Genomic DNA, 22,778 nt, shown 5'->3' on the forward strand with positions numbered 1-22,778 from the left:
AACTTCCTATAATATTGTTCAAATATATCGGTAAAGATTGATTTTTGAATGGAAATTAGCTGGAGTTTGGTATACATTATCACACTTTAATGCAGTAAACCAACATTTAACATACACCTTTTTCTTCCACAAAAAAAGCGCTGGCTTTCCACCAGCACTTTTGACTCACATATTTTATGACTTTTGGTTAATTTTCCATTTATTAAACTCTAAATAATCGCGGAATTGTTCTTTGGAGATTCCAGAATTCATAGCTTCGTGGACGAGATCAAGCCAATCGTCATCTAAGCTTTCCTCTTTACCGGACGATTCTCCGTGGAGCAAATAGTTGATTGAAATGTCCAGTTCTTTGGAGATCTTTTCTAGAAATTGGACGGATGGGTTGGTTTGCAGGTTTCGTTCTATAGAACTGAGGTAGGACTTGGCTACACCTGCTCGATCGGCCAGTTCAGACAAGGACATGTGGCGGTCTTTACGGATTTGTTGAATGCGGCTACCGATCATGCTTTCACCTACTTTCTTAATTAACAAAAGTATAGCATAATTCATCCCCGTGTTCTATTTAAAGTACGAAAATCGTCAACTTGTCCTAGTTAGCGTAATTTTCGTAAGACTTTTTGCTTGAAAAATTGATTTTTTACTAGTCGTTTCGATCGGATTAGCTTGAGTTGTTGTCGAATGATAAACAGATATGGGTGCTGGTTGCAACGTTGCGGTGGTCATTTAGGAGGGTGGTGTTCTTTATTGGAGACAGGGAAGGATTTGAGTGGGTAGATTATACCCTGGGAATGACCAGATGTAATGACAGATGCTTTCTTTTGCAACTTTTTATCCCGCATTAACTGGCAGTAAAACCCCCACTTCTTGATTTTATTATAAACGAGGAATCTAAGTGGGGGATCAACCGCCAGTAAATGTCCGATTGGTTCAACTAACCATCAGTGGGAATAGAAGAAAACTCCACTGATGGAAGTTTCACTTTATAAAGAAGGTGTGTTCTTGGTTATACTAAGGGGTAGAGCAATCCGATGAGTACATAGGAGGCGTGAACGGTATGAGTGATGAGTTAGTGGAGCGATTTGAGCTGGCATTTAATCAGATTCATCAGCATTTGAAGGAGATGAATCGTTTTCCCAAGAACGATAATTTCGCAGAGCTGTTGAATCATTCGAAGGATCGCGGTGTGATTCGGGAATTCTATGATGTGCTGCGGCAGTATGCGAAACTGCGGAATGCGATTGTGCATGAACGTGTGCGTGATGGATATTACATTGCATCCCCTCATGTAGAGGTTGTAGAGGAGCTTGAGCATATTAAACAAACGCTTGATCAACCACCGCTCGGACTTGATGTAGCAACGCGTCCGGTGATGTTCTTCTATGAAGAAACAGAGCTGCTTCATGTGGTTGAAGCGTTTCGGAAGCATGGAGTATCACAGTTCCCGATCTATCGGGATGGAGCATTTGTAGGACTGTTGACAGATGCCGGGATCGTGCGTTGGCTTGGAGAATCGGTTGATGCTGGAGCTGTTGCAGTCGATCAAGTGACGGTTGGAGATGTGCTGCAGCACGAGAAGGTGCATAATGTGGAGTTTGTTTCAGAGACGGCGTCGGTGTTTGAGCTAGAAGACTTGTTTGAGTCGAGTCATGGGGATCGTGAGAAGCTGAAGGCTGTGATGATCACGGAGGGCGGCGATCGTGATGGGAAGCTGCTCGGGATTGTGACGCTGCTTGATTTGATAATGATGGATGGAGGGTGAGTGGCTTTTACTCACTCAGGGACAGTCAATTTCCAATAATTAAGAGCTCTGTCCTTGCACACCACGATCTTGATCGGAAATACGGAATGTAGGAAAGTTACGAAGGTGGTTTATTTTTCAATTCATCTAGAACGTCTCTAATTCTATTATAAATTTTGTCTCTTCTTTTTCTGTTTTTAGATATAATCTCTTGCATTGGTGTGAACATAATCGAACCTTTTTCTTTATTTAAGTTTTTCATTCTTATCACCTCTAACATCATCAGTATATGTTTCGCCAAAAACAAAAAGACAACCAAGGTGGTTGTTCACCATTTATACTGGTTGCTGTCTTTCTTCTTGCCTTTTGTCGTAATCCTCACGATATCTATCAACGATGCCAAGCATAATTTTACCGATCTCTTGACTATAAAATTCTACATCTTCTTTGTTTTTGGCGAGTCGAATACAATGCTCCAAATCCTTGATTTGGTCTCGTTCTTTTGGCGAAAGGTACTTTTCTAAGTTTCCCCTTTTTTGCATCACTCTTCCTCACCTCTTTGTTCTTCATTACCCTATTGGATGAGTGGTCAACCATCTTATCTATATTTGATGTCACCAAAAACCGTTAATACGTTCCAACTGTTCCAACCATGGAATAAGAGCTAAAAACACACCAAGGATGCTCCCCTTCCCTACTACAATCCTCCACAATGGTTTCCTTTTTATAGTCTCAGATACAAGGTAGGAAACGTATAAAAAAATCGAAGTGAACCATAGCACAAGGGCTTCTTTCTGATCTTGAATCTGATCGATCAAGTAGTCCACTTTCCATACTTCTTCTCCTGGCGGTGAGTATCGAATCTCTTTCCCTTCAGCACCTATCGCGTTATAGGATTGGATGAGAAGAGCATCTTTTTGTTTGGAAATGACCTCATAGCCATTGGGAAGATAGGAGAATTTATAGATCATGATGTAGGAAAGCAAAAGACCAGCTAATACGAAGCCAACCCTCAATAAATAGATTCTGATCTTCTTTACAGTCGACTCGTCGATCATTCTAGCACCACGCTTATTTCAGAACAGTTCCTTCCCTCCTTTATACGAAGGCTTTATCCAAAAGTTTCAGACTTAGCCTATATTAATCCTCTTTCATGTTTTACCTAGTTCAGAAACCTTTTCATTTTATCGGCGCTTTCTCCGATTTTATCGGCGCTTTCTCCGATTTTATCGGCGCTTTCTCCGATTTTATCGGCGCTTTCTCCGATTTTATCGGCGCTTTCTCCGATTTTATCGGCGCTTTCTCCGATTTTATCGGCGCTTTCTCCGATTTTATCGGCGCTTTCTCCGATTTTATCGGCGCTTTCTCCGATTTTATCGGCGCTAACCGCCGGGACAAGCCGGCGGTTAGCGCCTAGAGCGGACTTCTTAGATGAAGAACTAAAGCAGCTTCATCATAAGTTCGGGTAGTCACGTTATCGCTCCACTCTGAGCAGAGCATCTATGCCGCGATGAATAAACCTTCCCATTAGACAAATGCTAGGAACAAGTAGAAGACTGTCTAATTGGAGGAATTAGATCATGACTATAGATCGAACTATCAAACTGACGTCTGTCGAGCTTTCCCAGCTTTGGTCAGCTTATCTAAACGATACAGTTGCTATATGTAAAATCGAATATTATCTCAGAACAGTTGAAGATGGCCAAATCAAGGAACTTTTATCTGTTGCTTTACAGCAGTCAGAAGCACATATTAAGAGGTTGAGGACTTTTTTTAATGGAGACCATTATCCGGTTCCAAAAGGGTTTAGTAAAGAAGAAGATGTACATGTGAATGCACCAACTCTGTTTTCCGATGTGTACATATTAAATTGGTTAAACCAGTTTGGGAAACTGGGTTTGAATGCCTATAGTGTCAGTGTAAGCGTTGTAGCTAGAGAAGATGTTCAAAACTATTTCAGCGAATGTCTGTCTCAATCGAACGAAATGATTAAAATGAGCAATGAGCTTCTGCTTTCCAAGGGTCTGTACATGCATCCACCTCATCTGCCTATACCTAATGGGATCGATTTTGTACAATCCCAACAATTTCTTGCTGGCTGGTTTGGTGATGTTCGTCCGTTAACCTCACTTGAAATTACAAACCTGTACGGAAATATTCAGCGAAATGCCCTTGGAATTGTAACCATGCAGGGGTTTGCTCAAACTGCGCAGTCAAAGGAAACGGGGCGTCTTTTGAAGCGGGGAAAACAAATTGCAGAGAAACACGTTGAGGTATTCAGCTCTATTATGCGTAAGGATGACCTGCCTGCTCCCATGACCTGGAGTTCTGAGGTTACAAGTTCAACGACAAACGTTTTTTCAGACAAATTAATGTTGTATAAATCGTCCATTCTGACAGGCATTAGCATGGGGTATTACGGGATTAGTATGGCTGCTGTACAGCGGCGTGATTTAGGCGTTCAGTATGCCAGATTGATGGCGGAAATTGCTAAATTCGCTGAAGATGGTGCTAACCTTTTGATCAAAAATGGGTGGATGGAAGAGCCTCCTCGTGCTGCTGACCGTGATGAATTAGCTAATACGTATGCGGTTCGTGATGTCTACTAAAGCTGCACTGGAGAAAATTTTATGGAGTATTGCGCTCCCGGGGCTTGGTCAGCTGTTAAACCAGAAGTATGTGAAAGGAATCCTTTTGCTGATTGCTGAATTTGTAGTGAATGTGATGAGCCGCTTTAATGAGATCATTTTACTGAGTTTTCATGGGCAGATGGAAGAAGCTGTTAACATGGCTAATTATCAATGGCTAATGTTTTATCCTTGCTTGTATTTCTTTGCCATCTGGGATGCTTATAAGGACGCCGGGGGTGGAAAGGACATCTTTTCTTTTGTCCCCTTTGTCTTTACGGCTTATGTTGTAACGGTTGGGGTTATTTATTCACCGACCTTGACTCTATTTGGAGTCTTGTTTGGACCTGTTTGGCTGCCTATTCTGTTTGTGATTCCTGGTGTGCTCGTTGGGCTCCTGATTCGGATTCTGTTGGTAAAAATGATTCACAATCGTCAGAGGTCTAATACATAGTACCTCGGTCAAAAAATATACCCGCACTGTTTCTGAAGGAATGAAACGTGGGGGTTTTTTCTAACTCTTTTCAATCAGCAAAAATTAACCTCTCTGCTTTTTAAACAGAGAGGTTCGTATAGTGGAAAGCCTAATACTTACAGAGTTTTACAGAGGTCATAGTATAACTGACTACTTGATCTTGTTTGTTCACAAACCCTCTGAATTCGTCCTCCGCCTCACCTTTATTTACTATGCCGATCGGCGAACAGGGCCATCGCGTCACGCATAAACGCAGCCAGGCCTTCTCCATACTGGTCGATATTGTTCGTAAACCGCTCGTCATCGATATAAAGCTGGCCGATTCCTTTGAATTTCATGAGATCGTTATTGTTGATGCTATCGTTCAGGAAAAAGTACCATTCTTTAATAGCCGTTTGAGCTGTATCTGAATCTGGGGAGTCGTGACGCAGACTGGACAATTTGCGATAAATCGTATCCATTTGTCTCGACATGTGGTCTTTTTCCTGCTGGGACATCTTGTGGAATTTCTCATTCGACTGATCGACAGCTTCATCGCCCCAGCGCTCGCGAGCCTCTTTTTCATAAGGGTTGCGGGTGAAATCAAAGCCTTCAAATTTATCTTTGTTCGTCATATGAATCTCTCCTTTCTGTTGTTGGATCGTCTTCTCTACCGTGCGAATCATTCCGTCGAGACGGCGACGTTTCTCAAGCAGCATTTTCTGATGCAGCCGAAGCGCTTCCTGCTGGTTAAACTCCGGATTTGTGATGATCTCCTTAATTTTTTTCAAAGGAAAATCAAGCTCTCGAAAAAATAAAATCTGCTGCAGCGTTTCCAAATCCTGATTGGAGTAGAGCCGGTAGCCTGCTTCGGTCGTAGCTTCCGGCGACAGCAGACCGATGTTGTCGTAATGATGAAGGGTGCGGATACTGATCCCCACGAGTTCGGCAACTTCTTTCACTTTCATCGGCATCTGAAGGATCTCCTTTCATTTGGATTCGAGTTCGTTTCGCCTCCTCACTGATTGACTATAAGGTGTGACGTTACGTGAGGGTCAATAGGTGTTATGAAATTTTTTGTAAATGAGTGGTCTTCGAGTTTGTTGGTTCTTTCAATCCATATCCAAACATGCGATCCATGGCAATGTGGGCTATCCAAATCAGCCCCAGACTGAGCATGATTGATTTTGGCTGGAAGGTGTTTGCAATGAGGATGAGGAGCAGCGGTGGTGTATAAGTGTGGAAGGAATTGTATAGGTAAGCTCCTAGTTTATGGTTATACAGGTAGCCGAGTGCTGAGAGGTCAGGTGATAACAGTAATAGAACGAACATCCACCAACTGTAGCCTGTTTGAGCATAGAAATAGATAGAAGTGACTAGCATGATAAGTCCTTCTATATGTAATAATCGTTTGTTCACTTGGGTTCCCTCCTCGATATATATATTCTACTTAGATGGCGGATCCCCTTTATTGTTTTGATCCAAGATTTGGGTGGTCGTTTTTGCGTTAGGGACGAATGTTTAGGCGTTAGGGAAGAATGCTTGAGCGTTAAGGGAGAATCTTACCACGTTAGGGAAGAATGTTTGTGCGATAGGGACGAATCTTGCCACGTTAGGGATGAATGTTTGTGCGGTAGGGGCGAAACTTGGCACGTTAGCAGATACGATTGCTTGAGCGTTAGGGCCGAACCCTGTCGCGCTTGGGACGAATGCTTAAACGTTAAAGGCGAATCTTGCCGCGTTAGGTCCGAACACTTAAACATTAAGGCCGAACCCTGCCGCGCTTTGGACGAATACTTAAACATTAAGGCCGAACCTTGCCGTGCTAGGTCGCTACCCCCCTGAATTAGAGCGGAATCGATCATCGTTAAGCCGCCCCCCATAAGTAAAAAACTTCCACCTCAGGTCATCCAGAAACCTGAGGTGGAAGTTAATGGTATAGGTATATATTAATGAAGGGTGTTGCCTTTATCTACGTGCAGGGTGCCGTCTTGTTGGACTTCTGCGTAAAATACATCGGCTGGGGAATTCACTCCTGCTTGTTGCAGTTGTTGAGCCAGCCAATTTTCATCAAGATGCAGCTTCGATAAGTTTTTGGTATTCACCGTACCGTCAGAGATCACTTCAGCAGCCACCGGGTACACATTAGGTGTTGGTGCACGGTTCATATCGCCTTTGGTCAGCGGCTGTTGAAGGCCTTTTTTCAAAACAGAAAGCTTTCCATTTGTTTCAAAAATAGCATAGTCGACATCTTCTATTTTAAAAACGTTATGTTGCTGTCTTAACATCACTCGTAAAGTATCCATATCTAACCGTGTCTTGCGAAGTGCGTCTACTGACACTTGGCCGTCTTTTATGACTATGATCGGATCCCCGTTCGTGACTTTACGAATCGACTTAGATTTAATATCCAGAACGCCCATGAGCAGTGTGAAGGTCGCCCACCCTGCCAAGGCAATCACTCCATTACGGATACTTAAATCCTGGCTAACAGCAAGACTTCCAGCAATCGTACCAATCGCAATGGCTGAAATAAAATTAAAAAATGTCATCTGGCTGATTTCTTTTCGGCCGACTATTCGAGCCAGACAAAATAATACGATGAATGATACAGCAATCCGCAGAACTAATTCCCAAATTCCCATACTCACCTGTCCTTTCTAGCGTGCTTGTTTATTTATTTGTCAGTCTCACCTTTCCTATTCACCTTTGAAGTCAAATCTGGGGCACCCAAAGAGAGTACCTGTACTCATTAAGGGAAAAGGCTGCATTTCCATTTACTGGACATGCAGGGCAGCTTATTTTTGTGTCATTGACTTTTGGGCATTTTGCTGATCCATCGAAATTTGATTTTGCAAATCATAGGGATCGTAATATCCGTTATCAATCATATACATTGATACGTGTTCATGTTGTAAGATGGCGTCATCAAGATGCCTGTGCAGCGTCTTTCTTACTTCTGGTGTCGCACATTCAGCTATGGCCGCGGCATAATCTTTAATGGCCGATTTTGATGCAATTAACAGGTCACCGGCAATGACCTGATCTGTCATCTCATCCATGTTTGGCATATGTTCTCATCCTTTCTATGACCAAAAACCCTGAAGATCCTGAACATGTTGTTTAGAAGTATTTATATCCTGATTAAGGAGTTCTTTCAATGCTTCGTCCTGTACCAGGCTGCTCATTGTTGTTGATTTTGCTAAGCAATTATTTTTAAAGTTCAGTAATTCATGCACTTCCAATGTTTCGTGTAATCCCATCCCATAGGAAGAGCCAGATTAAAGACGAAAGGAATGGACAAAATATACTGAGTCCCTAATAAAGAAAGGAGAAAATAATGAAGCATATTAAAGCATTACTCATAAAGTTTGTCATGGTTACAGCCGTGCTATGGATCGTTTTAGGAGGTTTTTATGATGTTTCATTTGGCGACATCTTAACCACCAGTGTTTTATTAACCGTTGGTGCCTACCTCATAGGGGATTTGTTTATTCTTCCCAAACTGGGTAACACCGCAGCAACGATAGCTGATTTTGGGCTCGTACTGATGGGCACGTGGGTCCTTGGAGCTATCCTATTCGAGGCAGATGTCCCATTAGGAACCGCTTCGCTTATATCTGCTGTCTTGATCGCAGTTGGAGAAATGATTTTCCACCGCTATATGGAGAAAAGTATTTTACCAAATCAATCCTCTAACACGAAAGATGAGAGGAATTTTTCCCATCAAGGAAACCTGCAGACTGAATTTGGCTCAGATGTGGATATCAAACCAACCGCCAAGAAACCAAAAGAAACAGACGAAGAAGAGTAGGGACCTCCTACTACAAAAATCCTTCCTCATGGGAGGATTTTTGTTTTAATTGAAAGGAACTTTATCTTATAAGTCTTGCCGCTTTGATTCCTGAATACGCAGCGCCTTCCATCGTCGAAAAATAGGGCTGCTTCGTGTAATCACCAGCTAAGATGAGTCCGTCGACAGGCGTCTTTTGAGTGGGCCTTAACTGTTGATGGCCTGGCTCAAGGCTATGGAAATCATAGACATGATTGATTTGTCGATAGTCGATGATTTTATCCTTGAGGTCTAACCCAATTTTCTGCGCATCGAGTAGAACCTCCTTCAGCGTTTCCTCAGGTTTCTTTTCTAAAAATTTCTCAGGAGGCGAAAGAATGATTGATAAGCGGCCTTTTGATTGCTGGAATGTCGTTCTGGACTGCTCAGCAAAACTAGCCATGCATGTCAAAGGGGCGAATGTGGTGATATCCACTGGATAGGCGGGCTCGCTTAACTCAATCTGCATACACACAGCTGGCATCATGGGCAGGTTTCCGATCGGTTTAAACCATTCTTCTTCTTTGAAATGCTGCTCTAATAATGGCTTTGAAGCATGTAACGTGGTCGCCAAGATCGTATGGTTGGCGTAAATGCTTTCACCGTTGCTTAATCGTACCCCTTTAACTTGGTGATCTTCGTAAATAAGGGAATCCACCTTTGTATTGACCCTGACCTCGCCACCCTTCTGCTCAATCCAATCTGCCATCGGTTGACACATTATTTCTGTCATCCCTCCGAGAAAAGCACCGATTCTCATTTTATAAAATTTAGGTATGCCCGGAGCAAACAGTCCAAAAAACACATAGGCAGAGTAACGGTCAGGCGGCAGAAAATAAATGCCTGAACTCAAAGGAACAATCAGCTGATGGAAAGCATCTGGAGTGACCCCATGTTTAAAGGCATAGTCTTTAATATTGAACGAGTCCAGTTGTTTAGGCCTGGTTAGATAATCCATCATTCCTTTTATAAAGAAAGGAAGCAGGGAAAGCTTGTCCTTAACCGACAAATAGTCTTGATTGCCAATAAACCCTTGTATCGTTTTAACCATCCCGTGTACAGGGGCAAGTCCTAACACCAACGGCTTTCCGTTATTCATACGGACGTGTACTTTTTCTTCCCAAGTAAGAATGTCAGAAAGCTTGATTCCTACTTTTCTAAGTAAAAGGGGCAAATGGGAATAAAATCCTATGTACCGATGAAACCCCGATTCTACGTTCATCCCTTCTATGTCATAAGACGAAGTTCGTCCTCCGACCACCCCTGCTGCTTCAAGTAAAAGGACGCGCTTTCCTTTCGCGGCCAACTGAACCCCGCTCGCAAGCCCGGCCAACCCGCCTCCGACGACAATCGCATCATACTTCTCCATTCGAGCTCCTCCTGAATTGCTTTATTTCACCAAGTATTTGTTGGTTGCTGATTTTCTATTCAAATTCCTATTGTTTCACCCAAGATTAGAAGGTAAATTTTGCGTTAAGTCGTAATCTTGCGGAGTTAGGGAGGAATCTTCTCGAGTTAGGGAACTATTAGTCGTCCTTATGATTTTATAATAAGTACTCCTCCTGTGAACACAATCCACCCCAATACCCTCAATCCTCTTCGTGATTTCATTCCCAGTTCGTCTATTTTCTTACGGGTTTCATGTATGAATCCAGCTCCAATTGGGGAGAAATGTAATGGAGGAGGTGCACTCATGGGCTACGAAGGATATAGACGATCGAAACAGCCTGTTTATGATCGTTTTACAGATAACATTGATTTTATGAAAAAAGAGCTTGGGATCGGCGAAAGTTTCGATGCGATCCATCTGGACTTGAACTATGCCGGGCGCGATATGGGCATGTTTTTAATTGATGGTTTTGCGAAGGACAAAATCCTCCATTACCTCATGAAGCTGCTTGCTGGGCTTGACCCTGAACAGCTTGATGCTGAACCGTTAACGAAATTGATGAAAACCTATCTTCCGTACATAGAGATTAGTACAGAGGATGATTTGGATAAAACCGTATTCTGGGTACTAAGTGGCGCGACAGCGCTCTTTGTAGATGGCATTGATAAAGTTATTATTATTGACGCGAGGACGTATCCAGTCAGGAGCCCGTCCGAGCCTGATTTAGAACGCGTAACACGCGGGCCCCGGGACGGTTTTGTCGAGACGGTAGTCTTTAATACAGCTCTGACACGCCGGCGTGTACGCGATCCTTCCCTGAGGATGGAGTACATGTCGATCGGGAGACGATCGCAAACCGATATTTGTGTGTCGTACATTAAGGATATCGCCGACCCTCACATTGTTGACAAAATTAAGAGTTCGCTTAAAAAAATTGATACAGATGGACTTCCGCTCGGTGAGAAAACGGTGGAGGAATTTCTATGCGGACGAGGCTGGAACCCTTATCCGACGGTGCGTTACACCGAGCGTCCGGATACGGCAGCCATCCATTTGTACGAAGGTCATGTGCTTGTCATTGTGGACGGGTCACCGAGTGTGCTAATTACACCGGCAACCTTTTGGCACCATCTGCACCACGTGGAAGAATATCGGCAGCGTCCGATCGTCGGAGCCTACTTCCGTATCGTCCGGTTTCTGGCGATCTGGATGTCGGTCTTCCTGCTGCCGCTCTGGTTCTTCTTTGCTTCGAACCAGCATTTACTGCCCGAAGCGTTAAGTTTTATCGGACCGAAAGAAACGATACTGATCCCATTGCTGATTCAGCTCATACTTGTCGAGATCGGGATGGATATGTTGAGGATGGCAACGATTCATACGCCATCCTCGATGGCCACCGCCCTCGGTCTCGTCTCGGCAGTTATTATCGGGCAGATTGCCGTAGCTGTTGGGCTGTTTACCAATGAAGTCATCTTGTACATTTCATTTGTGGCGATTGGTACATTTGCAACGCCGTCCTATGAATTCGCGTTGGCGAACAGGATCTATCGACTCTGTCTGCTGTTTGCAACGGCCGCCTTTGGCTTAGTGGGATTTGTGATCGGTCTTACTCTGTGGATCGTCTCGCTTGCCCGCATCAAGTCATTCAACATTCCTTACCTGTGGCCGTTCATTCCGTTCAACTATCGGGCGATTAGAGATGTATTTTTAAGAGCTCCGATGCCACTGAAAAATAGACGTCCAAGTGCTTTCCATCCGAGAGATCCAGACCGTTAATCCCTAAAGGATACGACTCATCAGTCGTATCCTTTATTTGTGTGATAATCACCGCACAAACCACTATTCTTATATTTAAATAAGCAGAGGGATATGGATGTGGATAATCCCCGTTTAGCATGTGTATTAATTTTTCAAAAGGAATTTTATTATATATGAAACTGTCGTTACGACAGGAATGTTTTTTTACATGAGGGCTGGATAAATTGATAATAATTTACTTATATTTAAAGATCAGATGCACATAGTATAACTACATCAAAAATCCTTGGAGGCGTATTAATGGAACAAGACAAAAAGTTATAAACGGCAGGCATTGCAATGGGAAGCGATATAAAGGTCCAAACCTTAGGCGGAGCTGAGAAAACAACCAGAGACGTTATGAACATGGAATTAGTTAAAGAGATCATTAAAGATTGGAATGCCATGTCTAAAAACGTGGCGAACCTTACAATCGACCAGTACGGTCCCCCAAACGAAGCCATTCAAAGTCGATTAATCTGGTATAACAATGGACCATGGAAACGAACGATTGTTTATCGTGACGAAATCCCGCATGATTTCCCGCAGCCTCATACTGATGTGATCGAGAACTATATCAACTATTCTGTTCCCCCAGAAATGTTTAGTGAGCTTGCCAAATTTGATGGAAGTGTCATTGTAGAACGGACAAGGGGAGAGGTTTCATCTAGATGTGACATGGAAGCCGCTAACGTCCTTGCTCTTAACTTAATGCATGACATCGTTACAGGTAAGCTAAATGCTGAAAGGGCTAGGAATGTTTATTGTGACGTGACTTCAGCTTTTATGATGAACCGATCCGCTCCCTACGCAGAGAAACTCCAATTTGACGTTTCAAAAGAAGAGAAATTTGATACTGATCAAGTGATGATTGCTGACGAAATGGTGCGACAGGCTTATGAAAAAATTAAAGATATGGCTGAGCAGCCCGATCAAGAAAATACGCACAACCATTAATCGAGTAGGAGGAGGTGATTAGCCTCCCTCTTTTTAAGATCCCACCTCACAGTTAAACACCTTTTCGGCTAACAGTTCCTACTGCCAAGCCTGTAGTGAACTTTCACTACCAAGTTATAGATCATGCCTGGCACACAAAAATAAAGAATACGAGGGGAAGACGTATCCTTTATTTTTGTGCAGCTGTATCCATTATATTAGCTGTCATCACGACGGGTTCAAATGAACATATCTCATGCCGTACATGGCAAGGAGGGAGAATTACTCTCCTTTTTGTTGAGAACCATCGACTAATAATAGAACCGCCGTAATAATATGCATCGTCATTCCCACAAACGGAATCCATCCTACAACCGATGTAACAATCCCTAGTATCGGTCCGTGGATCTTAACATCATTCTTAACACTAACAATTAACGTAGCAATGTGTAATAACAACATCACAGCCAGCGGTGTCCACGCCAGTCCGAGGATGATACTTCCCCCAATGATTGGAATTCCTAATAACGCTTCCAATCCACCTGAAATAAGTTTTAATACTTTAGCTGCCATCATATGAATTTCCCTCCCGTTGTTCCACAACCTGTTCTTTCTCTTTCGATGCGTTTATTAACGCTATCGATCCTGCAATAATAATCAATACACAAGGGATTAAATGAAATAGATTAATAATTGCTCCTATAATCCCTAAGACTAACAACCATACGCCGCTATTTTTCACCCCTCCATCCAAACTGCCAGGCGTTGACTTCACAAGGGTGATAATAAAGATAGCTATCGTAAGAACGCCCTGTGTGATTGAAACAATTAGCCCTATCCCCAAGGCCTCATCAGTCAACGGGGCATAATACGGCTGATCCGCATCCACCATTCCCGCAAAAAAATAGGTTCCAAAGAAGAACCACATAACGGATCCGATCATCCCCAATATCGAGCCGATTAACCCTAACACGAATATACCTGTTTTATTCACCTATTTTCCCCCTTCCACTTCCTCATCGTATTCATAATTTAGCTCTTTGCTCCTTCTCTGTGCTCCAACATCGAACGCATTTTCGCCCTTAGCAGACGCTTTCTGCAAATAAGTAATGTCAGTCAGCTTATTTGGTAAAAATAGATCACGAACATTCTTATGCACGTTTTCCCTCAAATAGGCTTCTTTCTTTTCGACATCTGTCGAATTATAGAATTCGCCCTACAAACTCCATCGCAGAATTCCCTACTATAACCCGCTAATAATCTGATCAAAAGCAATGCAGACCCTAATGCTCATTAGAGACTTCATACTATTTACCCTATATCGGTACCTTTTGGAGATATTACTCGTACATACGTATGTAAAAATCCTCTAATAGCATAATTACTTTTTCCCAATTTGTAAAGTTTTTGTAATTTTCTTCTAACGCAGCAACTCTTTCAATGAACCTCCTACAACGTTGAAAAAGCTGACGAATTTATCGTCAGCCTTTCTAAAATTCAGGAATCAGACTCTGGGGGAGAATCGATCCTGACTCATGAATCCATTCAAATTAAAAACCACCGTACCCACCACCGAAGGCACTAGCTCCAACGATGATTAGTAGAATGAAAAGGACTACAAGCAATGCAAATCCTCCACCATATCCGTAACTCATTATCTCACCCCCTTTTTAACTACACTATGATGAGAGATCAATAATGAGTGGACCATAAGCCACCCCATACCAAAAATAGGTTCCCGTACAGATATGGAATAAAAAAACCACCTCAGGTCATCCAGAATCTGGATGACCTGAGGTGGTTAATAATGTAAATGATTGCTGCTGGCCGTTATTATCTTCCCATCCAGCCTCCATCTACGACGAGTACTTCTCCATGGATATAGTCTGCTGCTCTTGTTGCTAAAAAGACTACGGCCCCCGCTAAATCTTCGGGATTTCCCCATCGTCCAGCAGGGATTCGATCTAAAATTTCTTTACTTCGTTGTTCATCTGCAATGAGGGCCTCGTTCATTTCTGTAGCAATGTAGCCTGGCGCCACGGCATTCACGTTAACGCCTTTGCTCGCCCATTCATTGGAAAGAGATTTCGTAAACATAGCCACAGCCCCTTTACTGGCTGCGTAGGCAGGCACTCTTAAACCGCCCTGAAATGACAGAAGTGAAGATAGATTAATAATCTTCCCATAGCCATGTTCTAACATCTTCCTGCCAAATGCCTGGCACAGGAAAAAAACAGCCTTCGCGTTGACGTCTTGAACAAAATCCCAATCTTCCTGGCTGAAATCAACGGAATCGGCTCTTCTCTGGACCCCTGCATTATTAACTAAGATGTCAATTTTTCCATACAGGTCGAGCGATTTAGAGACTAATTCATTAATCTGATCGACTTGAGATAGATCGTGTCGAATCACTTCACAGCGTCTTCCTTTTCCTTCAATTTCCTTGATGAGTTCGTCGGGAGCTCCGGAGCGGCTGACAATTAAGATGTCTGCTCCTGCTTCGGCCAGACCTAAAGATACGGCTTTCCCTACACCTTTATTGCCCCCGGTTACTAAGGCTGTTTTTCCTTGTAAGTCAAAGTAATTGTTCATGGGACCTCCTATACTATGTACTGAATGAGTTATTTCTAAGATGGCTAATCTAACTGTAATACTGCCTGTAAAAATCATTCGAGTTTCTATAAGTACACCAAAAAAGTCCAAATCGGTCAATCTACTAATGACCGGCAGAAAGTGAAGAGTCTACACCCTCCCTTCTGTCATACGGGTTTTTGGGCTTATTAAAAAAGCTAACGAGAGTCTCTCGTCAGCTTTTAAAGTCAGTAAACCGATTGCTGGGGGGAGAATCGACCCTGACCCATTTTCCATTCAAATTAAAAACCACCGTAACCGCCGCCGAAGGCACTCGCTCCAACGATAATTAGTAGAATGAAAAGGACTACAAGCAATGCAAATCCTCCACCAAATCCATTTCCGTAACTCATTATTTCACCCCCTTTTTAACTACAGTATGTAGGGAGAGCTATTTGGAGTGGACAATAAGCCAGACCTTATCAAAATTAGGTTTCGGTAGAGTAATGAGAAAGAATATGGGGATGGAGTTTTACTATCTCAATCAAATCCCAATCAAACAAAAAAAGGAAAATCAGCAAAAGAAAACCACCTCAGGTCATCCAGATTCTGGATGACCTGAGGTGGTTATTAATGGTAATTGGTTCAGGTATGGTGGGAGGTGGTTTTATTCGGCTTTGGCGTGTTTAGAAGGTTCTGATTCGGTTCCGTCCAGGTAAACGGTTGTCACGTAATACGTGTATTTTGATGCTTCAGGATCGGTGTACGTTTTGCGTTCGTGTTCGGAGATGCTGGCTACTTTTTTGAAGTTCTCGCCATCTTCACTGCGATACACACGATAGCCTGCCACCCCATCGACACGGACTGCATGCCATGTTACGAAAGTTCCGTTCACTTCCACATGGGTAGGGGCTTTAATCTCGTAATCGGCGTCTTCTTTGGACTGCTCTTTGTCGTTATCCAAGGAAGACTTCAGTTCTGTGTACACTACCAAACGCTCTTCATGGGTACCTTTGTCATAGTTGAAGTTTCCTGTGCACGTAATCAGGTTGAGCCTTTTTTTATCGGTTTTCCCGAAAACTTTCTCAATTGGTGCGTCATTACGGGGATAGCTTTCGAGTTTTTGTACGACAAACGTCAGCTCTTTTCCTTCTTCATTCGTGACAATGACCTCATCACCTTTTTGTAAATCATCCAGATAGAAAAAGACGGCTGGCCCGGATTGGTTATCGACGTGCCCGGCCATGACAGCGTTCCCGGTGTTGCCTGGCTTCGTGCCCGGCTCGAACCATCCGACTGTCTTGTCATCTTTCGGCACGCCCATTTGTCCGCTGTCGAGGATGCCTACTTTGGATACAGGCGCATCAATGTCGAGACTAGGAATCTTCAAGTTAGTTGGAACGATACCGCTGCTCGTGTCTGGTTTATCCGTTTCAAAATCAACTTCTTTGACGTCGCCTGATTGATCAACGAGCGTAAACTCTTCAGATTCCAGGGAGAGATCAGAGGCTTCCTGTTTTTTATTTTCAGAGGTTGTTGTTTCAGCTGTCGGATCATAGGGGGAGGTAAAGTTCGCCCATACGTTTGAATTATACCCCGCCAGCAGCAGGGCCCCTAAGCCTACAATGGTAAAATACGTTCTCCACTTCATACCCATCACCTTTTTTGAAATGTATTTATCATCACGTTGCGCATTTTTTTATGAAAAGAGGAGAGGGTTGCCCCTCCCCTCTAGCTTATCATGTTCCGGCGCGTATCCTTTGCATATGACCTTGAGAGGGTTTTAAGGAACTCGCCGTTGTTGTATCAAAATTTAGTGAGGACAGTCGCATTCACCTTGATCCGAAGATGAGGTAAATGCGGGTGTCCTTTAGGCTCCCCAAAGGCTGGACCCCCTGAGGAGCTTTGTAATGCTACTTGTTTATTGCTGTGCTTTTTTTCTAATCATGAAGCCGCCTGAGATCAAGACAAGGGCTCCAAATGCTGCCCATGTCCAAAGACTGTTTGTGGCTGTACCGCCCATTCCGGTCTTCGGCATGTCAGATGGCATTTGCTCAGCTGAGAATTTATCAGGCATTTGTTTGACAATCGCGTCACTTAGTTTTTCACCTACGCCAAACATGAAGCCATATCCATCGCGGAAAGACTCATATGTTGCTTGGTAATCGCCAGCTACATAGTGATCAAATGTTTGGATAACATCTTCTTCATGTGCCCAAAGTGCATTCGTTGCAGCATCAGCTGGCAAGTTTCCGCCCGTTGCTTTACCTAGGAACTCACCTAGCGTTTCTGCAAACGTCTGCAGGCTTTGCTCCGCTGCCATACGTGCTTCTTCATCATTTTCAAGTGTTGCAGTTACAAGTTGCCCTTGTGCTTGGATGTGGTTTTTCTGCCAGATTTTCTGGAACTGTGAGGCCGCTTCCGCACCATAAATAGATTCAATAGCTTTCGTGAAATCATGCGTATTCATGTTTTCTGCCCATGTTACAAAATCATAATCTTCTGCCTGATTATAGCCTTTTTGCATTCCAAGAATGGCTAGAGCGAAGTGCTCGGCAGCCAGACTGTTCAATTGAGAACGCAAGTCAGCGGCTGGTGTTACTGCTTTTGTTCCTTCAAATTTTTCAGGCATTTGTGTAACAATTGCGCTTGATAGAGCTTTACTGATCGTAAACATACGGTCGAACCCTTCACGGAACGCCTCATATGCTTTTTTGTATTCTCCAGCTACATAATAATCAAATACGTTAATCACATCTTGTTCGTGTGCTGCTAACACTTTTGCTGCTTTTTCTTGAGGAAGGTTACCTTCTGTTGCTTTAGCAAGGAATGAACTGAATTGCTTTACGAATTCATCAACTTCAGCTTCAGCTGCCTGACGAGCTTCCTTGTCATTGTTCACTTTTGCTTCAACAAAATCAGGTGTGTAATCGTTATGTCCAAGAAAAATGTCTTCAAACTTTGCGGCTGCTTCTTCCCCATAAACCGAAGCAATCACCGGAGTCATATCCTTTGCGTTCTGATCAAGTTTTTTATAAACTTCATCAGCATCTTCGGCATCATTGTAATCCTTAATCATAGCGGTTGTCGCTAATACAAAGTGTTCAGATAGTAATTGATCCAGTCCTGCACGCAAATCAGCGGCTGGTGTCTTTGATGTCGGTTTATCATGTGTTTCCCCTTCATGCGCCATCGCCAGAGATGGGATTAATAGCATGATTGCCATAAACATTACGACTGCTTTTTTCAATGTTTTCAAGTGAGTCACTCTCCTTCAAGTATTGTCTGTCCTGTTTTTCTTACTAAGCTATCGGGAGCGGATTACAACTGGATCACTTTTTCTATGAATTTTTTTAGGTTATTTGCGGATTTTTTGAAAAAAGCTGTCGTGGCGGGGTGTTATTTAAACACTAAAGGAAGGAGATCTTGCACTGAAAACAGGTTAGGGAACAATCTTCCAGCGTTAGAGGACAATCTTTTTAGTTAGAGAACAATCCTGCTGAGAACAGAAACAATCACTGACCACAAAAGAACAATCCCCCACCGCTGCAGAACAATAAAGTGGAAACAACTTCCACCTCAGGTCATCCAGTAAATTTCCACCTCAGGTCATCCAAATTAAGGGAATTACCAAAGTTTATACGATCCAAAGCAGTTCGAATCCTGTCATAAAACGGCTAAATATCGTATAATCTACCAATAACCAACACAGTTACAGGACAAAGGATGAAACAAATGTCGATTCTCTCATTCATAGCGATACTAGCAGCAGGCATTGCGGTAGGATTCATCAACGTCATGGCGGGCGGCGGCTCACTACTGACGCTGCCGCTGTTGATCTTCTTCGGGCTTCCGTCCTCCGTAGCAAACGGAACCAACCGGATCGCCCTCATGGCGCAAAACCTTGTCGCCATCACCTCTTTTCGAAAAAGCGGATACTTTGATTGGAAGCTGGGATTGCGGCTGGCGATCCCGGCCTTCTTGGGTTCGATCGTCGGAGCAAGATTCGCCATCTCCCTTCCCGACGAACTCTTTAACCGCATCTTATCCGTCGTGATGCTGCTCGTCTTAGCCATCATCGTTTGGAAGCCGCATAAGCGACTATCCCAAACATCGGAGCAAGACACTGTTGCCAAAAAAATCGGTCTCATCCTGGCGTTCTTTCTCGTCGGTGTCTACGGCGGATTCATTCAAGCAGGCGTCGGGTTCATCATCATTGCAGCCCTGACATTGATGTCCGGACTTTCCCTTGTGAAAATTAATAGCTTAAAAGCATTCATCGTCGCGGTCTACACGGTTTCCGCATTAGTCATCTTTATTATCAACGACCAAATACACTGGGGATACGGATTAACATTGGCCCTCGGTACAAGTATCGGTGCTTTTCTCGGCAGCCGATTTGCTGTGAAACGAGGAGAGAAATGGATACAGCGAATTTTAATCGTCGCCGTGCTCATAATGGCCATCAGACTATTCTTCTTTACTTAATAAGGAAATAAAACCAATAACCCCCACCTCAGGTCATCCAGAATCTGGATGACCTGAGGTGGGGGTTTATTCCAATTACTTTATTTTTGATTAGTTAAGTTAACCCGGTCTGCTGCCAACGGAGGCTGCTCTAACCACCCGTTCTTGATCAAAATATTGGTACCATCTTCAGCATACAATCCAATTTGTCCAATGAGACGTGCGTACTGTACCGCCAAATCTCTCCTTTGCACAACGGATAGCGCAGCTCCGTAAAATCCGGCAGCTGTCGAAACCAGTGTAACCACATGAAATAACATCAATTTATCCGAAAAAGGAGGAGTCGTGGAATTGGTGACTTCAGATTTCCACTCCCTTGGTGTAGGCAAATTCTCTTTAGACAAGATCGAATCAAGAATTTTCACTTGTTTTTGACAGAGTGTTTTTCCTTTTTGTAAATACTTGCGAAGTTCTTTTGACGGGGTGACTTGACTGAATCCAACTTCCAACACGATTTTAACCATTAATTTTTGCGCATTAAAAAAGAGGCCATCGATCTCTATAGCATTAAGAGGCCGTTGTTTGCCGATCCATCCGCTTAAATAATTTTGGTTTCTCACAAAATCAATCTGCTCTGGCGCGTTAAGGCTGGGAGGTCTGCTGAGAATCCCCTTTTGCACCATAAGTTCGACGATTTTATCGTATAGTTCCATCGTTTCCTCATTACATTGAATAAAAAAGCTCCTTTGATCGCCGCGGACAGACGTACCTGTTGCCGCGGCGTAACCCGTTAAGCCGTGCAATGTCATAATGTACATATAATATAAAGTTAGATCATCTGAAAATAACGAAGGGGCACTGTAGTTTACATCTTTCTTTGTAAACCCCTGTGGAACAGGAAAAACAGCTGCATTAAAAAATTCCGTAATTTTTTCAACATGTGACTTTGATAATCCTACAGCAAATTCTAAAATTTTTCGTATCTCTTGATCTTCTGTCTTTTCAATAAAATAACTTATAACTTGAATGGACATGCTGTCACTTTGGTATTGTGTCCATAAATTAGCCAATTCTGAAGCATTTAAACGAACATTATCCTTCCCGTTTTCCATAAATAAACCTCCGCTTCTAAACCCACAATTAGATAGCTTATTGTTTCACCTAATGACCGGAATATTCTCGAGATACTTATAATGGAAATATCCCCCACCTCAGGTCATCCAGAATCATCCAATTCAAGCAAAGCAATTTAAGGGCTTGCTTTTTCCTGAATTAAATTATACAATCATAATCGAAATTCGATATTGGTATTCGATATTATCTATAAAAGGAGTGATTAGTTGGATAACAAAGTATTGCGCAAGCTATTTCTCGGATTTATTCACATTCACATTTTGCACCATGCCAAAGAAGAAGCGATTTACGGGTCATGGATGCTCGAGGAACTGCGTGAACATGGCTACGAAATGAGCGCCGGCACGCTGTATCCGATCCTGCACAATATGGAAGTCGATCAACTGCTGAACAAAGAAGAAGTGAATGTAAACGGGAAAATCAGAAAATATTACCGAATCACTGAAAAGGGCGACACTGTGCTTCAGGAAGCACGCGAAAAGGCATATGAACTTTTCAAGGAAATTAAGTAGATAAACCGAGGTGAGGATATGGATAAACAATCAACCAATAAAAGTACGTTTCACATCTTATTAGAGATTCTATTGGCTTCCACAAAATTAGGGTTTACCTCGTTTGGCGGCCCTGTTGCCCATTTGGCTTACTTTAAAGATGAGTATATCGACCGTCGAAAATGGCTGGATGATAAAACGTACTCAGATATCATTGCCCTATGCCAGTTCCTGCCTGGGCCAGCAAGCAGTCAGGTCGGGATTTCAATAGGGATGCTGCGTGGAGGAATATTGGGAGGAATCGTGTCGTGGATTGGTTTCACCCTTCCTTCCGTTATTGTGCTCGTCGTATTTGCCATGCTCTATCAGACCTTCACATTAGGAGATGCAGGATTCATTCATAGTTTGAAGATCGTAGCGGCGGCCATTGTACTGCACGCGTTAATCGGCTTAGGGAAAAAACTAACCCCGGATAAAACGCGGCTTGCTATCGCCATTGCAGCGGCCTTTGTTATGCTGCTTTATCCTTCCGCATGGATGCAGATTCTCATCATTGTAGCGGCAGGAGTGCTCGGTTTAACCCTTTTTAAAGATAAAGCTGAGTCCAACGTCAAGCCTTTCTCTGTTAACATTTCTAAAAAAACAGGCGTGATTTCGCTAGGAATTCTCGTCTTTGGTCTCGTCGCCCTCCCCATCATGACAAAACTGACTGACAACCCATTGCTAAGTATTTTTGATATCTTCTTCAGAGTAGGGTCATTGGTGTTTGGCGGCGGTCATGTAGTCTTGCCGATGCTTGAGCGGGAAGTTGTGCCAACAGGTTGGATGTCACCTGAAGAATTTTTAGCTGGCTACGGCATGGCACAAGCTGTACCTGGACCACTATTTACGTTTTCCAGTTATTTAGGAACGATGATGGAAGGAATCGGCGGCGCTATCGTAGCTACGATCGGAATATTTTTGCCATCGTTTCTACTCGTTATCGCAGCCTTACCGTTTCTGAACGAATTGCGAAAACGCTCTTCCTTCCAGGGAATTCTCATGGGTGTGAATGCCAGTGTAGTAGGGATTTTATTAGCGGCGTTCTATGACCCTGTAATCAAAAGTTCGATCTTCGAGGCATCCGACTTCGCCCTCGGTGTCGTCCTATTCGCCTTGCTGAACATCTGGAAAGTCCCAGCCTGGCTCATCGTCATCCTAGGCATAATCGGCGGCTACCTCATCAACCTAATCGGCATTTAAACGAAAATTCCCCAATAAATTACCACCTCAGGTCATCCAGAATCTGGATGACCTGAGGTGGTAAAATGCGGTAATTATATCCAGTTTAACAGCTGCAGC

At 43.2% G+C, this 22,778-nt stretch carries 28 protein-coding genes; 11 read left to right on the forward strand and 17 right to left on the reverse strand.

Going from position 1 to position 22,778, the window contains the following annotated elements; translation table 11 throughout:
- Positions 1-174 precede the first annotated feature (174 nt).
- Positions 175-504, reverse strand: a complete 330-nt coding sequence (locus G6R08_RS07310; protein ID WP_163531183.1) for a helix-turn-helix domain-containing protein — start codon at positions 502-504, stop codon at positions 175-177.
- 550 nt (positions 505-1,054) lie between these two features.
- Here G6R08_RS07310 and G6R08_RS07315 point away from each other — a divergent pair.
- Entirely contained in the window at positions 1,055-1,759 is a 705-nt protein-coding gene (locus G6R08_RS07315) for a CBS domain-containing protein (protein ID WP_163527380.1), read from the forward strand.
- 314 nt (positions 1,760-2,073) lie between these two features.
- On the opposite strand, the gene G6R08_RS07320 is transcribed toward G6R08_RS07315, so the two are convergent.
- A complete protein-coding gene (locus tag G6R08_RS07320) occupies positions 2,074-2,283 on the reverse strand; it encodes a hypothetical protein (protein ID WP_163527381.1) in 210 nt (69 codons plus the stop codon).
- A gap of 69 nt (positions 2,284-2,352) precedes the next feature.
- Entirely contained in the window at positions 2,353-2,796 is a 444-nt protein-coding gene (locus tag G6R08_RS07325; protein ID WP_163527382.1) for a hypothetical protein, read from the reverse strand.
- A 95-nt stretch (positions 2,797-2,891) separates the two neighbouring features.
- On the opposite strand from G6R08_RS07325, the gene G6R08_RS07330 reads away from it, so the two are divergent.
- From G6R08_RS07330 to G6R08_RS07340, 3 genes are all read left to right on the forward strand, one after another.
- Positions 2,892-3,155 carry a hypothetical protein gene (locus tag G6R08_RS07330; protein ID WP_163527383.1) on the forward strand — a complete coding sequence of 88 codons (264 nt, stop codon included), beginning with the start codon at positions 2,892-2,894 and terminating at the stop codon, positions 3,153-3,155.
- Between the two features lie 163 nt (positions 3,156-3,318).
- Positions 3,319-4,347, forward strand: coding sequence for a DUF3231 family protein (locus G6R08_RS07335; protein ID WP_163527384.1), 1,029 nt, complete (start codon positions 3,319-3,321; stop codon positions 4,345-4,347).
- The gene (locus G6R08_RS07340; protein WP_163527385.1) at positions 4,337-4,819 is read left to right on the forward strand and encodes a hypothetical protein; all 483 of its coding nucleotides are present in this window, start codon (positions 4,337-4,339) and stop codon (positions 4,817-4,819) included. Before G6R08_RS07335 ends, G6R08_RS07340 begins: the two co-directional genes overlap by 11 nt.
- Before the next feature lie 224 nt (positions 4,820-5,043).
- On the opposite strand, the gene G6R08_RS07345 is transcribed toward G6R08_RS07340, so the two are convergent.
- The 4 genes from G6R08_RS07345 to G6R08_RS07360 all read right to left on the reverse strand — a co-directional run bounded on the left by G6R08_RS07345 (position 5,044) and on the right by G6R08_RS07360 (position 7,890).
- Positions 5,044-5,793 (reverse strand): MerR family transcriptional regulator, encoded by a 750-nt coding sequence (locus tag G6R08_RS07345; RefSeq protein WP_163527386.1) that lies wholly within the window; start codon positions 5,791-5,793, stop codon positions 5,044-5,046.
- A 91-nt stretch (positions 5,794-5,884) separates the two neighbouring features.
- The gene (locus tag G6R08_RS07350; protein ID WP_163527387.1) at positions 5,885-6,238 is read right to left on the reverse strand and encodes a DUF4260 domain-containing protein; all 354 of its coding nucleotides are present in this window, start codon (positions 6,236-6,238) and stop codon (positions 5,885-5,887) included.
- A gap of 530 nt (positions 6,239-6,768) precedes the next feature.
- Positions 6,769-7,464, reverse strand: a complete 696-nt coding sequence (locus tag G6R08_RS07355; protein WP_163527388.1) for a YetF domain-containing protein — start codon at positions 7,462-7,464, stop codon at positions 6,769-6,771.
- Between the two features lie 153 nt (positions 7,465-7,617).
- Positions 7,618-7,890: a spore coat protein gene (locus G6R08_RS07360; protein WP_163527389.1), complete on the reverse strand. Its 273-nt coding sequence runs from the start codon at positions 7,888-7,890 to the stop codon at positions 7,618-7,620.
- 269 nt (positions 7,891-8,159) lie between these two features.
- Between G6R08_RS07360 and G6R08_RS07365 the strand changes: the two genes are divergently transcribed.
- Positions 8,160-8,633 (forward strand): YndM family protein, encoded by a 474-nt coding sequence (locus G6R08_RS07365; RefSeq protein WP_163527390.1) that lies wholly within the window; start codon positions 8,160-8,162, stop codon positions 8,631-8,633.
- 61 nt (positions 8,634-8,694) lie between these two features.
- On the opposite strand, the gene G6R08_RS07370 is transcribed toward G6R08_RS07365, so the two are convergent.
- Positions 8,695-10,020 carry an FAD-dependent oxidoreductase gene (locus G6R08_RS07370; RefSeq protein WP_163527391.1) on the reverse strand — a complete coding sequence of 442 codons (1,326 nt, stop codon included), beginning with the start codon at positions 10,018-10,020 and terminating at the stop codon, positions 8,695-8,697.
- 393 nt (positions 10,021-10,413) lie between these two features.
- Here G6R08_RS07370 and G6R08_RS07375 point away from each other — a divergent pair, with 393 nt between their 5' ends.
- Together G6R08_RS07375 and G6R08_RS07380 are read left to right on the forward strand one after the other, a co-directional pair.
- Positions 10,414-11,817, forward strand: a complete 1,404-nt coding sequence (locus G6R08_RS07375; protein ID WP_420810419.1) for a spore germination protein — start codon at positions 10,414-10,416, stop codon at positions 11,815-11,817.
- A 321-nt stretch (positions 11,818-12,138) separates the two neighbouring features.
- Positions 12,139-12,795, forward strand: a complete 657-nt coding sequence (locus G6R08_RS07380) for a hypothetical protein (protein WP_163527393.1) — start codon at positions 12,139-12,141, stop codon at positions 12,793-12,795.
- Positions 12,796-13,056: 261 nt separating this feature from the next.
- On the opposite strand, the gene G6R08_RS07385 is transcribed toward G6R08_RS07380, so the two are convergent.
- The 6 genes from G6R08_RS07385 to G6R08_RS07410 all read right to left on the reverse strand — a co-directional run bounded on the left by G6R08_RS07385 (position 13,057) and on the right by G6R08_RS07410 (position 15,758).
- Entirely contained in the window at positions 13,057-13,350 is a 294-nt protein-coding gene (locus G6R08_RS07385) for a hypothetical protein (RefSeq protein WP_163527394.1), read from the reverse strand.
- A complete protein-coding gene (locus G6R08_RS07390; protein WP_163527395.1) occupies positions 13,337-13,768 on the reverse strand; it encodes a hypothetical protein in 432 nt (143 codons plus the stop codon). Before G6R08_RS07390 ends, G6R08_RS07385 begins: the two co-directional genes overlap by 14 nt.
- Positions 13,769-13,933, reverse strand: a complete 165-nt coding sequence (locus tag G6R08_RS07395) for a hypothetical protein (protein ID WP_163527396.1) — start codon at positions 13,931-13,933, stop codon at positions 13,769-13,771.
- Between the two features lie 391 nt (positions 13,934-14,324).
- Positions 14,325-14,429: a YjcZ family sporulation protein gene (locus tag G6R08_RS07400; protein WP_079528214.1), complete on the reverse strand. Its 105-nt coding sequence runs from the start codon at positions 14,427-14,429 to the stop codon at positions 14,325-14,327.
- A 178-nt stretch (positions 14,430-14,607) separates the two neighbouring features.
- Entirely contained in the window at positions 14,608-15,366 is a 759-nt protein-coding gene (gene kduD / locus G6R08_RS07405; protein WP_163527397.1) for a 2-dehydro-3-deoxy-D-gluconate 5-dehydrogenase KduD, read from the reverse strand.
- Positions 15,367-15,647: 281 nt separating this feature from the next.
- A complete protein-coding gene (locus G6R08_RS07410; protein ID WP_163527398.1) occupies positions 15,648-15,758 on the reverse strand; it encodes a YjcZ family sporulation protein in 111 nt (36 codons plus the stop codon).
- A 42-nt stretch (positions 15,759-15,800) separates the two neighbouring features.
- Here G6R08_RS07410 and G6R08_RS07415 point away from each other — a divergent pair, with 42 nt between their 5' ends.
- Complete coding sequence (locus G6R08_RS07415) at positions 15,801-15,962, forward strand: hypothetical protein (protein ID WP_163527399.1); 162 nt, start codon at positions 15,801-15,803, stop codon at positions 15,960-15,962.
- 50 nt (positions 15,963-16,012) lie between these two features.
- Here the strand turns inward: G6R08_RS07415 and G6R08_RS07420 are convergent, their stop codons facing one another.
- Both G6R08_RS07420 and G6R08_RS07425 read right to left on the reverse strand, forming a co-directional pair.
- Complete coding sequence (locus tag G6R08_RS07420; RefSeq protein WP_163527400.1) at positions 16,013-16,996, reverse strand: class F sortase; 984 nt, start codon at positions 16,994-16,996, stop codon at positions 16,013-16,015.
- A gap of 270 nt (positions 16,997-17,266) precedes the next feature.
- Positions 17,267-18,604: a copper amine oxidase gene (locus G6R08_RS07425; RefSeq protein WP_240339663.1), complete on the reverse strand. Its 1,338-nt coding sequence runs from the start codon at positions 18,602-18,604 to the stop codon at positions 17,267-17,269.
- Positions 18,605-19,080: 476 nt separating this feature from the next.
- On the opposite strand from G6R08_RS07425, the gene G6R08_RS07430 reads away from it, so the two are divergent.
- A complete protein-coding gene (locus G6R08_RS07430) occupies positions 19,081-19,833 on the forward strand; it encodes a sulfite exporter TauE/SafE family protein (protein ID WP_163527401.1) in 753 nt (250 codons plus the stop codon).
- Positions 19,834-19,913: 80 nt separating this feature from the next.
- Here the strand turns inward: G6R08_RS07430 and G6R08_RS07435 are convergent, their stop codons facing one another.
- Entirely contained in the window at positions 19,914-20,924 is a 1,011-nt protein-coding gene (locus tag G6R08_RS07435; protein ID WP_163527402.1) for a DUF3231 family protein, read from the reverse strand.
- A 228-nt stretch (positions 20,925-21,152) separates the two neighbouring features.
- Between G6R08_RS07435 and G6R08_RS07440 the strand changes: the two genes are divergently transcribed.
- On the forward strand, positions 21,153-21,458 hold the full coding sequence (locus tag G6R08_RS07440) for a PadR family transcriptional regulator (protein WP_163527403.1): 306 nt from the start codon (positions 21,153-21,155) through the stop codon (positions 21,456-21,458).
- Between the two features lie 18 nt (positions 21,459-21,476).
- A complete protein-coding gene (locus G6R08_RS07445; protein ID WP_163527404.1) occupies positions 21,477-22,679 on the forward strand; it encodes a chromate transporter in 1,203 nt (400 codons plus the stop codon).
- The last annotated feature ends 99 nt before the right edge of the window (positions 22,680-22,778 follow it).

Origin of the sequence: Halobacillus ihumii, from assembly GCF_902726645.1 — a bacterium.
In the GTDB taxonomy this organism is placed as follows: Bacteria; Bacillota; Bacilli; order Bacillales; family Halobacillaceae; genus Halobacillus_A; species Halobacillus_A ihumii.